The following is a 14896-nucleotide window of genomic DNA, read 5'->3' on the forward strand; positions in this document are numbered from 1 at the left end:
ATTAATACTTATGTACTATAGAGAGCGATCGCTTGTGCCAGTTGCGTAAGTCCTAAATTTAATAAAAATCTGACCTTTCACATCATGTAGAATAGCTAACGCTAAACCTAATCCCTGAGCAAGTTTCCTTACTAGGGAATAGAAGCGAGGTTTTCTAGATAAGAGTGAAAAGTCAGATATTGGAATGATATTATGTCCGCATAGTTAGTTATGATTCCCATAGTCATTGCACCCCACCCCCAACCCCTCCCCGCAGGCGGGGAGGGGAGATAAAACGCAGGTTTAGCGGGGTGGGGTTTTTTGGGTTTAATAAGCAATCAAGCGGACATGATATGACTGGAATAAAGAGATTGTGTTTGTCCTACTGCCAAGTAGAATCAATGCTCAGTTCACTTGGAACTAAGCTTAATACGTAGGCACAATGATTCTACGTTCCCAGCCGCGATCGCGCTCATAGCGACGGTTATTATCAATGTTGCGAAGGTCATTATCGCGGTCATATCGGCGGTTATTTTCGCGGTCATATCGGCGGTTATTTTCGCGCTCATAACGGCGATGATTTTCGCGCTCATAACGGCGATTATTTTCACGCTCATAACGGCGATTATTTTCGCGCTCATAGCGGCGATTATTTTCGCGGTCATAGCGGCGGTTATTGTCGCGGTCATAACGGCGATCGTCACGAATGTTGCGAAGGTCATTGTGGCGGTCATAATCACCATTTCTGTAGTGACGACTATGACGTTCGTAGTTAGCATCGTTGTTGTGTTCATAGCCGTAGCTATCAAACTCAGCAAGATAAGATGCTGGTGTATTAGCCTCAGCTTTTGGAGAAATAGCCAAAGCTGATGCAGATGCTATCAAGCCAGCCAGCAAAATAGAGGTAAAGCGGTTCATCATGTTAGTCAAAAATTATTGACATTAATTTATGCAAGTCCAGTCTGTTTACGAAGAGCAGATTCCACAAGTCTTTAAATCAATCCTATCAGTCTTAAATAACTTGAAAAGTTTTCTTGAGTGCGGTGATTGAGAAAACTTTTGTTGTCTGTGATACTTTATGCTCTTCCAAATCTCATGAAAAGTTAAAATTAAAATGAGTATTTGAACTGGATGAATCCACCTTTGATCTTTGTTAACGAGTCTTTGAACTCCATTAATGAGCCTTTAATAATTAAATACGTTACGATCGCACCTTCCCAAAACCTACCAGCTAGACAAAACGCACACCAATATATGATTAGTGTGCGCTTGCGGTTAGATTTTAGAAATTCTCGAACTTAACGATCGCATCTTTCATCTTATCTACCACCTCATCTACAGCTATAACTCCCAATTCCCCAGAGGCGCGGGTACGGATACTTAAGGTATTAGTTTCCACTTCCTTAGCTCCCACCACAGCCATCACGGGTATTTTTTCTTTCTCTGCATTGCGAATTTGTTTACCCAAGCGATCGCCACTGGTATCAACTTCTGCACGGATGCCTAATGCACGCATCTTCGCCACCACATCTTTCGCAAAGTCTAACTGTGTATCACCCACTGGCAGTAATCTAGCTTGCACTGGCGCTAACCACAAAGGAAAATCACCCGCATATTCTTCAATCAAGATCCCAATTAGCCGTTCTAGCGAACCAAAAGGCGCACGGTGAATCATTACTGGACGTTTGCGAACCCCATCTTCAGCGACGTATTCCAACTCAAAGCGTTCAGGCAAATTGTAATCTACTTGTACAGTTCCTAATTGCCACTCGCGATCTAGGGCATCACTAAAGATAAAGTCAAGTTTTGGCCCATAGAATGCCGCTTCTCCAATCCCTTCAAAGTGTTCCATTCCCAAGGTTTCAACTGCACGGCGAATTGCACCTTCGGCTTTGTCCCAAACTTCATCATTACCGATGTACTTATCGCTAGCAGGATCGCGGAAACTGAGTCTAGCTTTAAAGTTCTTCAGTTGCAGCTTATTGAACACCGACAAAATCAAATCCACCACACTAAGGAATTCGCTATCTAGCTGTTCTGGGGTAACGAACAGGTGAGAATCATCTACAGTAAAGCCGCGCACCCGTGTTAAACCGCCCAATTCCCCTGATTGTTCGTAGCGGTAAACAGTACCAAATTCCGCCAGTCGCATCGGTAGTTCCCGATAAGAGCGCAACTCACTCTTATATATTTGGATATGGAAGGGGCAATTCATCGGCTTCATCACGAAGCCCTGTTCCTGTGCAGCAGCTTCCTGATCGTCTGCCATCAAGGGGAACATATCTTCTTTATACTTCTGCCAATGTCCAGAAGTTTTAAATAAATCTACTCTGGCAATGTGGGGTGTTACTACAGATAAGTAACCCCGTTTTACCTGTTCTTGCTTGAGGAAATCTTCTAAAGTACTCCGCAACAAAGTGCCTTTGGGTGTCCACAAAGGTAAACCCGGCCCTACTAGATCGGAAAATATAAATAATCCCAGTTCCTTACCCAGTTTCCGGTGATCTCGCCGTAGCGCTTCTTCTTTGCGTCGCTTATATTCAGCGAGTTGTTCTGGACTTTCCCAAGCGGTGGCGTAGATGCGTTGTAATTGGGCTTTAGTTTCATCCCCACGCCAATAAGCGCCAGCAACGCTTTCTAGTTCAACTGCTTTCGGGTTTAATTCACTAGTATTTTCCAGATGAGGCCCCGCACACAAATCCCACCATTCATTCCCCAGATGGTAAATTGTGATTGGTTCCTCTTTGATATCTCCCAGGATTTCTAGCTTGTAAGGTTCATTAATTCCTTGAATCCGGCGTTCGGCTTCTTCGCGGCTGACTTCTTCCCGAATTACTGGCAATTTGCGATTGATAATCTTCGCCATCTCTTTCTTGATGGCTTTGAGATCGTTTTCGCTAAATGGTTCTGGACTGTCGAAGTCGTAGTAAAAACCGTTTTCTATCCAAGGGCCGATTGTAACTTGCGCCTTGGGAAACAGCTTTTGTACCGCCATTGCCATAACATGGGAAGCAGTGTGGCGAATCTTTTTTAAGTTCTCCGATTCGCTGGTACGCGGTAAATAGATTTTTTCAACTTGTTCTAACTGTTGTGACTGATTTGATGAATTTGGCGACATTGGCTGCTGAACCGTTGGCGAGGTGATTACAAAAGGTGATTTATCTGAATCTGTAGGCTTATTCAACTATAACGACTTTGGTTAATTAGTCATTTGTCATTTGTCCGTTGTCATTTGTCCGTTACGAATAACTAATGACTAATGACTAATAGCTAATGACTTTGCGTAGCGGTTTGATTCTGAGTCCTGAATTTTGACTTCTGAATTCTTCTTCAATCCAAAAATAAAGATAAATTTTTGATTTGTTACCTGAGTTTCAAATTCAGGATTGCCTGCGTAGGCGTAGCCCGTCGTAGACATCGCTAAATTATCTTATGAATTGCAACTCGCTGTCATATATGCCTATAGATGCCTGTCCAAAGGCACTGTACAAACCAGAGATCGAGACTATATAATAAATTTTGTGCCCTTTGTTACAAAATTTTACATTAAGTAATTATGAGAGAAATCTAAAAAGTATTAAGAAACGTAAATAACGTTAATATTAGTAAGCAAGTTTGAAATATCCCTCTTATTTATGTCAGACTCAAATTTACCAGGGCCTGAGTTGTTTAAAACGGTTTTAGATCCGCTGCTGGAAGATTTTCAGCATTGGTTTACGCGATCGCGCCATTTACTCGAAACTGAGGAACTCTCATTTATGAGTCACCAAGAGCAATCTGACTTGCTCTTGCGGGTTAAGCAAGCTCAGGATGAACTAAATACGGCGAAGATGCTATTTAATGCAACTGATAAACAAGTCGGAATTGATATGGCAACGTTAATGCCTTGGCATGAATTAGTAACAGAATGCTGGAATGTCGCAATGCGCTTTCGTCAAGGACGTGAAGTCTAAGCGCGCTAAATTTCGGCAGACAACTTAGCGATGTCTCAAGACTTACCAAGGAAGCGTCTACGCAAGATGGTAAATCAGTCTTAAAAAAATAGTAGAAAATTCTTAACAATTTCTTAACATTAACTGGATTAGCAAAATAATGTATCCTATGCTACCGTAAGTGGAATAACGGTTGACAAATAGCTTCATATAAATGTAAGCGCCTGAAAAGTGCGTAGAATATTCGTCTTAACTGTGAGTACAGTATCGGCGAAACAAAGCGTTACAAAATAAAGTTTTAAAAATTGCTGTTCTGGAGGAAAATCCAATGTTACATCTGCTTTACATTCTTGCTTTTACAATCCTTGCATTTATAGCTGTTGGCAACTTAATCCGTAACCTGATTATGTTCACTTTCGATCGGGAGCGAACTTACCCAACGAATTCCTCGCCAATGAATAACCAACGTAACTCTGGTTATTATTCATCAAAAAAACAGTTTGTACCCCATCCAGAGTTGTTAGATAACGCGGGGAATTTAATTAAAGAGCCACTTTTGATAATGCGTTCAATTAACGTTGAAGATGCGCGTCAACATCTCGATGCACTTTACGAAGCATCCCCAGGACATAAAAGAGATAATTCAGAAGAAGCATAATCTAGAGACGCGATTAATCGCGTCTGTTAGCAATTTGGGTGTAAATGGTTGTTGTTTTTACATCCTTAATTTTTTTCTGAGTAAAAATTTATTTCCATATCAATCCAGTCAATGTAACTTTTTTACATTTTGTTAAAAATACTCAATTGGTGGACAACTCCACTCATCTTGCAAAGACTGCGATCGCAGGCGTATACAATTTTCATTCTATTTAGCTAGCGAATTTCCAATTCTTTTTTAGCACTTTTCAACTGTCTCCAGAGGATGTGAATTTGTTTGTAAGCCTCTTGTGGTGAAAGTTTACCACTAGTTTGGAGGCTGCAAATGTAGTTTACCCGTTGAGAAAAATTTTGAAGATTAGCGTTAAATACTAGATACTCTGGTTTAAATTGCCCATAATATGGACTACGAGGATATAAAAAATCGCATAGTTCCGATAGCAAATCAGATTGTCTGTTCATAAGTATTTAGAGTATTACGGATTAGAAATTATCTAATTAGAAAATTTTAATAAAGCTTTTGCCGACCCTTTTGACAAGCATTACAAAAAGAAGTTTGAGGTTCAAAGTCAAGACAGCCAAACGCTTCCTCAGAACAAGCTTTAGTTGGATGTACAGTACACTTAAGGCGATAGTCGTTAGTGAAATATTCACAAGCATGACAAGGAATTTGATGTAGCTTTTTTAAATGATTTATCCCTTGTTTTAAAGTAAAGCAGATACTCAAAATAAAGAAAATCAAAGTGGCCCAAGCAAATGAAGCGCAAAAAATTGTAGCCAGCATAAGTCATCCTCCTAAAGATTAGAAAAAAGTGCCCGCAGTCAACTGCTTTTAACCGCAGGCATGAAATATTATTTAGCTAGTGTTGAGTGAAACTAAATTAACTGAGTCTAGTAGGTAGACATAAATCAAAAGGAATGAGGCGAGTGTGAGCAATTTAAGTCTTGCTCTAATTTATTGTAAAGACGTAGAATGCTACGTCTTTACATGATGAGTACTAAATCACTAGATGATTAAATCGAGTTGATTGCGATCGCACCGAATAAAGCAATACTAGTCAATAGCAGATAAGCGAAGATTGCTCCACCAATTCCACCAATCAAAAAGCCCTCGGTAAATTGACTCCATTCGGCGACAGTATTGATGCTCTGTGGTACTTTGGCAACAGTTGCAACCGAAACCGATCGTGAATAGATTTCTTGCTGTCTTTCGTAGCTAGTAGTGCCATAAAGCGAAAAACCAATTGTCAGGATGATAATCAAACTGCCTGTGGCTAATAAACCAACCAAGCTGCCGACATTAGAATTGCGTAATAAACCCAATGAACCTAATGTTGCAAAGGGGCCAACTAGCCAGTAACCATGAGCCATGCCAATTTCTAATCCCCGCCACAAAGGAGATATACCGGGGCGGTAAATTGGTAAGTATTTGAGAAACTTCAGCGTCAAATCAGAAGAATTGACTGCGCTTACCTGATTACTCGTTTGGCGCTCTACACGTGGAGGCTGAACCATATCACCATTTTTAAAATCAAACCCGGCTGCGATCGCACGAGCGCGGAGAGCGTGCCAAATGTGACCTAACAGAAACATGAGCGCTAGGACAAAATGGAAAGTTACCAACCAACCACGAGCAGAAACTATACCAGTAGAAGTTTCTATAGCTTTAACTGGGCCATAAAAAACTTCCGGATAGACAGTGTTATTGACTGATGCAAAATATGCTGCTAAAAAGCCCATGTATGCTACAGCACCAATGCTGTAAGATAAATACGCTTCCCCTGAGTAAATCAAAACTCGGCGTGCCCAAGCAAATGGCTTAGTCAAGATGTGGAAAATACCACCACCAATTAACATCAAACCAACCCAGATGTGACCGCCAACAACATCTTCCAAGTTATCAACAGCAGCCAATCCCTCTGGCCCCCAAACCCCAAATAGGTAGCCAAAGATGCGCAATGGGTTAAGTGTCGGATGATTGATTACCCTGACATCTCCACCGCCAGCAGCCCAAGGGTCAAACAGTCCACCCCAAAACACCGCCTTAGCAACTAAAGCCAAAGCACCTAAACCTAAAAGCGTGAGGTGAATGCCCAAGATGGTTGTCATCTTGTCCTTATCTTTCCAGTCATAGCCAAAAAATCCAGCCCAAGTAGGATTATCTTGTAACACTTCTGGACCCAGCAGGGAGTGATAAATACCACCAGCTGCCAGAATCACTGAAGGTATCAGATGTAAGACACTGATTACAAAGTAGGGATAGGTGCTAATAACTTGCCCACCAGTAGCGACACCCAAACCGAGAGTTGCTAGATGAGGTAGCAAAATTAAGCCTTGCTCATACATTGGCTCATTAGGGTTGAAGCGCGACAATTCAAACAGCGTCATCCCTCCAGCCCATAACAAAATCAATGCAGAATGGGCAATATGAGCGCCTAGTAATTTTCCCGATAAATTAGTGAGACGAAAGTTACCAGCCCACCAACCAACATCAGGTATCTGTTGCTTATATGGGCTATCTTCAATTACTGCTGTCATTTCCAAAAATCCTTGAGAATATTTAGCAATATTGTTGAGCTTATGCTTCCAGACAATTGCAAATTTATTGCATTAAATGCATTAAATGCATTTAATTGAATTTAGCTAATTGGTTGCGGAATCACCGCCTCCTGACTCACCCTACCTTTGCGAAAATCGAACCCACGCGCCCGCAAGGCGTGCCAGATATGACCTTGGAGAAAGAAGAAAGCTAACCAAAAATGGGCATTAGCTAACCAAGTCCGGGCAGTTACAAGGTCAGGGTTAGGTGATGAAAAGTACGGCACGATATTCTGTCTAACTACAAGCGCCGGCCCATAAAAAACTTCAGGATAAACAGTGGTGTTTACCGATACAAAGAGAGTTGCAATAAAACCCATCAGTGCTAAAGCGCCCAGACTGTATGAGAGATAAGCTTCTCCAGACCAAACAAATAGTGGATGCGTCCAACTAAAGGGCTTAGTAGCTATGTGGAAAAGTCCACCAATAATCAACATTGCACCAACCCAAAGATGTCCACCAACCACGTCTTCTAGGTTGTCAACGCCAGCAATCCAAAATTTACTAATTGCGCCAAACAGATAACCAAAAATGACGGCTGGGTTTAATGTCGGATTTGTAATTACCCGCACATTTTCAACATTTGGGTCGTACAAACCCCCAAAGTACATTGCTTTGGCGACTAACAAGAATGCACCACAACCCAGTAAAACCAGATGTATACCAAGGATTGTGGTCATTTTACCCGTGTCTGACCAGTCGTAGCCAAAGAAAGGAACTTTACCCTCCAATTTTTCCGGGCCACGCAGGGAATGAAAGATTCCTCCAAAACCCAAAAAAGCTGAGGAAATTAGATGTAAAGCTCCAATTACAAAGTAGGGATAAGTATCGACGACTGCACCATTTGCACTAACACTCCAACCTTGAGTAGCTAGATGAGGTAGCAAAATTAAGCCTTGCGAATACATTGGTTCTGCTGGATTAAAGTGGGCTAGCTCAAATAAAGTCATAGCTCCTGCCCAGAAAACGATCAGACCAGAATGAGCGACGTGAGCGCCTAGTAGTTTCCCCGATAAGCTGGTGAGTCTGGCGTTACCAGCCCACCAAGGCGAGTCAGTAAGGTCTTGCTCCACCGACAGCGGACTTGTAGAAGTTGTCATTTTACCCTCTAACTTATTGATTAATTTTCTCAATAGTTGTCAAAAAAGAGTCTACAATAAAATTCAAATTAATGAAAGTAAATCTCATTAATGAGATTGTAAACTTTTACAAAAAAGCGTATTGACAACGTAAATACATCTTGCCTAAACTATGTAGGGATAGATGTGTTTTCGTGCTTAATGGCATCACCTTTATTTGGAACGAGGAGAAAGCTTGGATTAATCGCAGCAATGATGACGGCATAACATTTCAACAAGCCGTAGAAGCTTTCTTCGATCCGTTTCTGGTGGCGGTTGATGCAAGCCGCAATGGGAGCGGGATGCTGTGATTGGCTTGGACAAACGATAGAATCTTCTCTACGTCGTCTACATTGAGCGTGAAAACGACATGATTCGGATTATCTCGGCTCGGAAAGCGACGCGTAAGGAAGGTGAATACTATGAAAGCTGAAGTCTTAAAAAAGCGACTTGATAAAAATCGTCCAATGACGACAGTCACAATTCGCATTCCCGAAGATGTGATTGAGGATTTGAAACGAGTAGCACCATTGTTAGGGTTTTCTGGTTATCAGCCATTAGTTCGCGCTTACATCGGACAAGGACTTCGAGCCGATCTTGAGCGACTTGAAGGAAATACTGTTTCGACATTGATTGCCAGCTTGAAACGGCATGGTGTCAGTGATGAGATAATTCGTGAAGCACTCAGCGAAGCGACTGGGGGGTAGTTTTAAATTCTCTGTTCGCAGTTAGACAAGACAAGGTTCTGGCACACATCAAGATTCAGGTCTGAATTATAACTGTATAACATCTCATTTGAGCAGATATACGAAATACACTGGTAAATATAAGATATGGGAATAGAGGGAAACTTCAAACAAATATCCACATCTATTTTAGCGAAACAAGATTTGTATGTGTTGGACTTGTATCTTCATGCAAAAGAAGCCCTAGAAACCAAAGCAGTTCAACATCTACCTACCTACTTAAAAAAAAGGAATAAATAATAACTTGAACGCTCTTATTGCTGAAGAGCAATGGAAAATTGGAAGACTAGATATTGATTCATATTGGCACGCAATTCACTACTTGCTAACTGAAGACATATCTCCGTGGGAAGAATGTCAGATACCTTATTACTTAGTAAAGCAATTAGCAACTGAAGGTGTAATTTCAAAATCTGAGTATCAGTTACTAATGAATGCACTCCCATTACGTAATTCTATTGCTCATGGCTTCAAAACTACACAAATTACGCAAAATTCTGTATCTGAATTGATCGAGCTTACAGAACAACTCTTGAGAACTGTACATACTGACGATGAAGCAGGCTAACACTGCGTTGGTTGGAGTGGATGGCACTGCGCGATGTCTACGACGGGCTATGCGCTACGCACCAAGTATATCAGCCTAAAATAGGGAGTGGTGAATTTCCTACTCCCTACTCTCTTCCTATGCTTCAATAACTACTCGAAGATTACCCCGTTTTTTAGCAACGCGACAAGCAGTCGTAGTCCCAGAACGCTCGAATTCCAAATCGAGGATGGTGGGGCCTACTTGTAAATTATGAAATGACAAGCGATTAATCGATTCTGGTAAAGCGGGGTCGATGATTCGCAAGCAGTTATTTTGAGCATCAGGCACTAAGTTGACCATCATTTGCAGTAGTTGGAAAATACTACCCGTAGCCCAAGCTTGGGGAGTGCAAGCAACCGGATACTGCACAGGAGCATTATCACCGTTCCGTTCGTAGCCGCAGAAAAGTTCTGGAGGACGTTGATAGGGTTGCTGCTGAGTCATGTCAAATAAACCTTGGAATATTTCTAAAGCTTGATCGATAAGACCGAGCGATCGCAATCCCATTGCAATCAGAGCGTTATCATGGGGCCAAACCGAACCAATGTGATAACCCATCGGATTATAAGCGGGTGACAAACTACTTAGAGTCCGAATGCCCCAACCATTAAACATATCTGGTGCCCGCAACCGTTCTGCAACACTATGAGCTTTTTCGTCTGTGAAAAGTCCCAAATGCAGACAATGACCGGGATTTGAGGTAATACTGTCTACTGGCTTACCTTCTCCATCCAAAGCCAGGGCGCAGAAATCTTGGTCTTCTACCCAAAAATCTTGATTAAACCGAACCTTAAGATTTCTGGCCTCCTCTTGCCAACGATCTGCCAAATCAAGCCGCTTCTTCATCCTAGCTATTTCTGCTAGGCGAATTTTTGCAGCATAAACGTAAGCTTGTACCTCACACAGAGCAATTGGGCCGTTGGCTAATTCTCCCTTGCGGTCTACAATACAGTCGCCAGAATCTTTCCAACCTTGGTTAACAAGACCGCGTTTGGATCTACGGAAGTAGCTGAGGTAAGTGGTTTCTTTGGTATTGCGATCGATCCACTCCATTGCCGCTAGAGCATTGGGCCAAAGTTGCTCTAAGAGTTCTCCATCGTGAGTCCAAGCATAATGTTCGGCATAGAGCAGCAGCCACAAGGGAGTGGCATCAACTGTACCGTAGTAAGGTGTATGGGGAATTTCTTCACAACGAGCCATTTCTCCCAAACGTAACTCGTGCAAAATCTTACCCGGTTCTTCTTCGCGCCATTCGTCGTCAATTTTACCTTGGTATGTTGCCAGTAATATCAGAGTTTCCTTGGCGATTTGCGAGTTTAACATCAGGCTTTGAGAAGCTGTAATCAACGAATCTCGCCCAAATAATGTCGAAAACCAAGGTACTCCAGCGGAAACAGTCTTATGCTTACCAAAAGACTGGCGCAACAAATACATATCTTGTTCAGCCCGCTCAATCACTCGATTGAAGGTACTCTTATCTGAGCTAATGCGGGTAATTTGTTGTACCCAGTGCTGCTCCTCCATCCACTCAGCAGCTTTCGCCTGTCCTAAAGTGGTGGCGGCGCTCACGGTTGAACTGGACTGGTTGTTTCTCAACATATTCACTCGGTAGCCCAGCTTTTGAGTTTCGTGAGAAGCCAACTCTAGCTGCCAAACCGCAGTGTAACCCTTGAAATTGTCTGGTTGCCGATGCTGGAATAAAATTCGGGATTCCATCACCGAGCCATCCAGGCCTTGATAGGCGAGTGTTAAGGATTCTTCTCTATAGGCAGATGGCTCTTTAGGTACAGGTGCAACACCATCGACGCGATCGGATGTTCCTTCCTCAGTCGTCGGTTCTACTAGGCGTAAAAGCCGACCTCGTTTTTCTCTGTCATAGCCACGGACTTCAAATAAATCAACAAAATCCGCATCAAAACTGATACTTAGTTCAAAATTGACAGTGGTTGTGCTGTAGTTAGATACTTCTATTTCTTCAAATAACGCTCCATTCAGCACGATTTCCCGGCGAATTCCGATAGTCTCGGCTTTTAGGCGTTCGTCGATTCTGGGATTGGTACACAAAACTGAGAGTGCAAAACCTTTTTCGGCAGTACTGCTGAGGAGTACAGGCGATCGCCCTTCAATTTGCAACTCCAAGCGATTGAGAAATCTCGTATCACAACAAAACAGTCCCAGACTGAGATTACCATCGTTGAGGGAACAGCCAGAAATATTACCGATAGTATCTGTCACAAAAAATAAATCATCATCTTTAACCGTTAGTGTCGGTTGCGATCTTTCAGCCACAACACAAGGCCACTCCGGAATCGGTAATTGTTCGGCAGGAATAAAAGTTTTTCCATCCAGAAAAATTTTTTCTGGGGTGATTAGCGTATCCGGTGTCATTAGACAAAGTTCCGTGTACAGGTCTATATTTTTGTGGTCTTTTGAGTATAAGTCTCTTCCCCAAGAGGCAGAAGGAAAGAATAAATACCTTTTGCTTTGAGACAGAGCAACTAAATTTATTTAGGTCGATAAAAGAAAGATTTGTGTCTCGACACATAGTTTAAACAAAAAACAGCGTATTGTAGAGAGACACAAGATTTTAAATAATCTTTGATATTTGATTAGACTAATTTATGATAATTAATTGATTAAGTTTAATCAACATTAGTGATTAAGTTATGTAAATATCGCAGTCATGATTTTTGGCTAAGAAAACTTATTTAGCAAGCAGAAATCAACGTCGGCGAAGTAGGCAATGTCTACAACAGGCGATTTTGCCAACGCATGGACTAGAAATCGAGCGTCCGTGGTTATTAGCGAACACAGTAGTTAAAACCATACAATAATTAATGTTTTAGTACTTATTCCTGAAAAAATTTACCTGTACAAGCAAAAGCATCAGTTGCCCTGAATGTATATTGGGCGTAATAGGTTGTCAATCAGCAAATCAAGTGTACCCGCGCCCCTTATTTGGTAACAAAGTGTTGCGACTAGCTTTGGCGAAAAGCGCTTTTTAGCGTTCTTTACATATTGCAACTATCTATTTAACTTGAGAGTCCCTTGGAATTTGTACAATGCAGCTGTGACGTGGATCTGATCGAGGTTGAGCGTTTAACAATAATTCATGAGCATTTCGACTTCTGTGCTGAGTGATCTGCTAAAGTCCCTACCCAACTTGCGGCCCCAGCTATATTTTAAGGCTTCATTAACGGCGCTCTCCCACGCGATGGAAGATCAAGTTTTGGCTGCGACTTTAGCGAAACCCCTTGTAATTGCTAGTTTCCAGCGAGAGCGATTCTACCGCCAAGAAGCTCATCGCTACCTGCGACTTGCCTTGCGGAGTAACCAAATATACGTATTAGCTGCTCCAGAAACGGATTTCGCCAACAGTTCGGAACACTACGAAAAGATAGCTTTTGAGGCAACAGATGGCTTAAGTCAGGAGTGGCATTTGGTAGTGATTGCTGACAATTATGCTACTTGTCTGGTTTGCCGAGAAAACCTTGGTTCTCTTGCCAAAAATAACCAACTACCGGAACTAAGCCCTAATTTGGATATAGACACAGCCCGAAGATTTGAGGGAATTTGGACATCAGAAAGGGGAGTTAGCCTGAAAGCCGCCGAATTGTTGTTAGATCGGGTTTTGGTTTACAGACCAGAACTGACAAGTAAAATTCAACAGGCACGTCAGAGGTTTGGCATTGGCGAACCGCGAAACTACTTTGGAGCCGAACAGGTAAACGAGTATGCCTGTGACATTGATACAGATCCCTTTGTGCAGCGCTTAGTAACTTATTTGCAAGCTAGTCAGTACAAATTGCACAAAGCTTACCGTTCTATTGCTGCTCAAGCACGAAAAGAGCGATTAGTCAACTCGATTAGTACTGCGATTCGGCGATCGCTCGATCCTCATGAAGTTCTCCAGGTGGCGGCACAAGAATTAGGGCAACACCTAGAAGCTTGTCGCTGTTTAATTTACCGCGCTCAAGCTACCGATAGCCAAGCGATAATTGAACACGAGTTTTTGAATCCCGGTATTTTATCTGTTTGTGGGCAAACCTGGGAGTTAGAGAAAAATTCTCTATTTCGGGACATCGTAGAACTTGGCGAAGGTGTTTGTGTCAGCGATACGCTCAGTGACCCCCGCGTTACCAAATCGCCAGGACTTTCTACCATCGCCAAAAAGTTTGCCATTCGTTCTTGGCTGATGGAACCAGTTTTCTATCAGGGGCGATTATTGGGGATTGTAGAGTTACATTACTGCCGGATGCCACCCCACGAGTGCCAACCTGGAGAATTGGATTTGGTAGAAGCGATCGCTACCCAAGTAGGAGCAGCTCTCATCCAAGCGGAAGCTTACGCTAACCTAGAAGAACTTAACCAGCAGCTAGAAGCCCTAGACCGCACCCGCAGCAACCTCATAGCCATCACTGGACACGAACTGCGTACTCCCCTATCCACAATTCAAGTGTGTCTGGAAAGTCTTGCTAGTGAGCCGGATATGCCCTTGGAGTTGCAGCAGGTCATGCTCAACACTGCTCTTTCCGACTCGGAACGGATGCGAAAACTGGTACAAGATTTCCTCACACTTTCCAACTTGGAAAGCGGCCGGGTGGAATGGCATCCAGAATCCCTCAGCTTACAAGAATGTGTCGATTTAGCACTCAGCCGAAATCGCACTCGTTCCTCAACGGAAAAGCTGCCCCAAATCAAGACTCAAATTGCCGAAAACCTACCTTTAGTAAGAGCTGACGGTGATTGGCTAGTCGAGGTGCTGGCAAAACTTATGGACAATGCTTTGAAATTTACGCCACCCCAAGGAGAAATCACGATTAAAGCGATTTACAACAGCCGCCAAATGGTCGAAGTGACTGTAGCTGACACTGGACGCGGCATTGAACCAAATCGTTTAGAAGTAGTTTTTGACCGCTTTTATCAAGAAGAAGGAGCGCTGCGCCGCACCACTGGCGGGACTGGACTTGGTTTAGCAATTTGCCGTCAAATTGTTAATGGCTGGGGTGGGAAAATTTGGGCAGAGTCAGCTGGCAAAGACCAGGGCAGTCAGTTTCACTTCACCATCCCAATTGTTCGGAGTAGCCAAGAGGAAAAGCGGACAAAAGTCAAGAGTAAATAAGGATTGGGCATTGGGCATTGGGCATTGGGCATGGGGGGTTAATTTTTAACAAATGACAAAGGACTAATGACTAATGACTAAAAACTGTTACAGTCTATGACGCGATCGCAATATGATCCTGGTTGCGATGTTAGGATTCCCTAAAAACGTTGAGA

General features: G+C 42.6%; 14 protein-coding genes. 6 read left to right on the forward strand and 8 right to left on the reverse strand.

The features are described 5' to 3' along the window. Window positions 1–405: 405 nt before the first annotated feature. The 3 genes from RMY64_RS32195 to RMY64_RS32205 form a co-directional block, all read right to left on the reverse strand. Complete coding sequence (locus RMY64_RS32195; protein ID WP_322702156.1) at window positions 406–900, reverse strand: hypothetical protein; 495 nt, start codon at window positions 898–900, stop codon at window positions 406–408. Window positions 901–1261: 361 nt separating this feature from the next. After that, a complete protein-coding gene (gene thrS / locus RMY64_RS32200; protein WP_322702167.1) occupies window positions 1262–3097 on the reverse strand; it encodes a threonine--tRNA ligase in 1836 nt (611 codons plus the stop codon). Between the two features lie 138 nt (window positions 3098–3235). Beyond that, window positions 3236–3397 (reverse strand): hypothetical protein, encoded by a 162-nt coding sequence (locus RMY64_RS32205; protein ID WP_322672929.1) that lies wholly within the window; start codon window positions 3395–3397, stop codon window positions 3236–3238. 217 nt (window positions 3398–3614) lie between these two features. Between RMY64_RS32205 and RMY64_RS32210 the strand changes: the two genes are divergently transcribed. Then, entirely contained in the window at window positions 3615–3932 is a 318-nt protein-coding gene (locus tag RMY64_RS32210; protein ID WP_322672930.1) for a DUF2605 domain-containing protein, read from the forward strand. 307 nt (window positions 3933–4239) lie between these two features. After that, on the forward strand, window positions 4240–4569 hold the full coding sequence (locus RMY64_RS32215; RefSeq protein WP_322702157.1) for a DUF2973 domain-containing protein: 330 nt from the start codon (window positions 4240–4242) through the stop codon (window positions 4567–4569). 215 nt (window positions 4570–4784) lie between these two features. Here RMY64_RS32215 and RMY64_RS32220 read toward each other — a convergent pair whose 3' ends face one another. The 4 genes from RMY64_RS32220 to RMY64_RS32235 all read right to left on the reverse strand — a co-directional run bounded on the left by RMY64_RS32220 (window position 4785) and on the right by RMY64_RS32235 (window position 8266). After that, window positions 4785–5030: a hypothetical protein gene (locus RMY64_RS32220; protein WP_322672932.1), complete on the reverse strand. Its 246-nt coding sequence runs from the start codon at window positions 5028–5030 to the stop codon at window positions 4785–4787. A gap of 46 nt (window positions 5031–5076) precedes the next feature. Continuing rightward, window positions 5077–5352 carry a hypothetical protein gene (locus RMY64_RS32225; RefSeq protein WP_322672933.1) on the reverse strand — a complete coding sequence of 92 codons (276 nt, stop codon included), beginning with the start codon at window positions 5350–5352 and terminating at the stop codon, window positions 5077–5079. A 230-nt stretch (window positions 5353–5582) separates the two neighbouring features. After that, entirely contained in the window at window positions 5583–7106 is a 1524-nt protein-coding gene (locus RMY64_RS32230) for a chlorophyll a/b binding light-harvesting protein (protein WP_322672934.1), read from the reverse strand. A 101-nt stretch (window positions 7107–7207) separates the two neighbouring features. Beyond that, window positions 7208–8266, reverse strand: coding sequence for a chlorophyll a/b binding light-harvesting protein (locus RMY64_RS32235; RefSeq protein WP_322672935.1), 1059 nt, complete (start codon window positions 8264–8266; stop codon window positions 7208–7210). A gap of 140 nt (window positions 8267–8406) precedes the next feature. Between RMY64_RS32235 and RMY64_RS32240 the strand changes: the two genes are divergently transcribed. The 3 genes from RMY64_RS32240 to RMY64_RS32250 all read left to right on the forward strand — a co-directional run bounded on the left by RMY64_RS32240 (window position 8407) and on the right by RMY64_RS32250 (window position 9598). Further along, window positions 8407–8595 (forward strand): hypothetical protein, encoded by a 189-nt coding sequence (locus tag RMY64_RS32240; RefSeq protein WP_322672936.1) that lies wholly within the window; start codon window positions 8407–8409, stop codon window positions 8593–8595. Between the two features lie 111 nt (window positions 8596–8706). After that, the gene (locus RMY64_RS32245) at window positions 8707–8991 is read left to right on the forward strand and encodes a hypothetical protein (RefSeq protein WP_322672937.1); all 285 of its coding nucleotides are present in this window, start codon (window positions 8707–8709) and stop codon (window positions 8989–8991) included. A 283-nt stretch (window positions 8992–9274) separates the two neighbouring features. Beyond that, the gene (locus RMY64_RS32250) at window positions 9275–9598 is read left to right on the forward strand and encodes a hypothetical protein (RefSeq protein ID WP_322672938.1); all 324 of its coding nucleotides are present in this window, start codon (window positions 9275–9277) and stop codon (window positions 9596–9598) included. A gap of 117 nt (window positions 9599–9715) precedes the next feature. Here RMY64_RS32250 and RMY64_RS32255 read toward each other — a convergent pair whose 3' ends face one another. Continuing rightward, entirely contained in the window at window positions 9716–12007 is a 2292-nt protein-coding gene (locus RMY64_RS32255) for an amylo-alpha-1,6-glucosidase (RefSeq protein ID WP_322702158.1), read from the reverse strand. Window positions 12008–12731: 724 nt separating this feature from the next. Between RMY64_RS32255 and RMY64_RS32260 the strand changes: the two genes are divergently transcribed. After that, entirely contained in the window at window positions 12732–14741 is a 2010-nt protein-coding gene (locus RMY64_RS32260) for a DICT sensory domain-containing protein (RefSeq protein WP_322672940.1), read from the forward strand. The last annotated feature ends 155 nt before the right edge of the window (window positions 14742–14896 follow it).

It is taken from the genome of Nostoc sp. DedQUE08 (assembly GCF_034530895.1).
Lineage (GTDB): Bacteria > Cyanobacteriota > Cyanobacteriia > Cyanobacteriales > Nostocaceae > Nostoc.

Excerpts from the sequence above, each read along its gene's own strand:
- RMY64_RS32195 (WP_322702156.1), bottom strand. The coding sequence starts at position 900 with ATGATGAACCGCTTTACCTCTATTTTGCTGGCTGGCTTGATAGCATCT.
- thrS (WP_322702167.1), bottom strand. The coding sequence starts at position 3,097 with ATGTCGCCAAATTCATCAAATCAGTCACAACAGTTAGAACAAGTTGAA.
- RMY64_RS32205 (WP_322672929.1), bottom strand. The coding sequence starts at position 3,397 with ATGTCTACGACGGGCTACGCCTACGCAGGCAATCCTGAATTTGAAACT.
- RMY64_RS32210 (WP_322672930.1), top strand. The coding sequence starts at position 3,615 with ATGTCAGACTCAAATTTACCAGGGCCTGAGTTGTTTAAAACGGTTTTA.
- RMY64_RS32215 (WP_322702157.1), top strand. The coding sequence starts at position 4,240 with ATGTTACATCTGCTTTACATTCTTGCTTTTACAATCCTTGCATTTATA.
- RMY64_RS32220 (WP_322672932.1), bottom strand. The coding sequence starts at position 5,030 with ATGAACAGACAATCTGATTTGCTATCGGAACTATGCGATTTTTTATAT.
- RMY64_RS32225 (WP_322672933.1), bottom strand. The coding sequence starts at position 5,352 with ATGCTGGCTACAATTTTTTGCGCTTCATTTGCTTGGGCCACTTTGATT.
- RMY64_RS32230 (WP_322672934.1), bottom strand. The coding sequence starts at position 7,106 with ATGACAGCAGTAATTGAAGATAGCCCATATAAGCAACAGATACCTGAT.
- RMY64_RS32235 (WP_322672935.1), bottom strand. The coding sequence starts at position 8,266 with ATGACAACTTCTACAAGTCCGCTGTCGGTGGAGCAAGACCTTACTGAC.
- RMY64_RS32245 (WP_322672937.1), top strand. The coding sequence starts at position 8,707 with ATGAAAGCTGAAGTCTTAAAAAAGCGACTTGATAAAAATCGTCCAATG.
- RMY64_RS32255 (WP_322702158.1), bottom strand. The coding sequence starts at position 12,007 with ATGACACCGGATACGCTAATCACCCCAGAAAAAATTTTTCTGGATGGA.
- RMY64_RS32260 (WP_322672940.1), top strand. The coding sequence starts at position 12,732 with ATGAGCATTTCGACTTCTGTGCTGAGTGATCTGCTAAAGTCCCTACCC.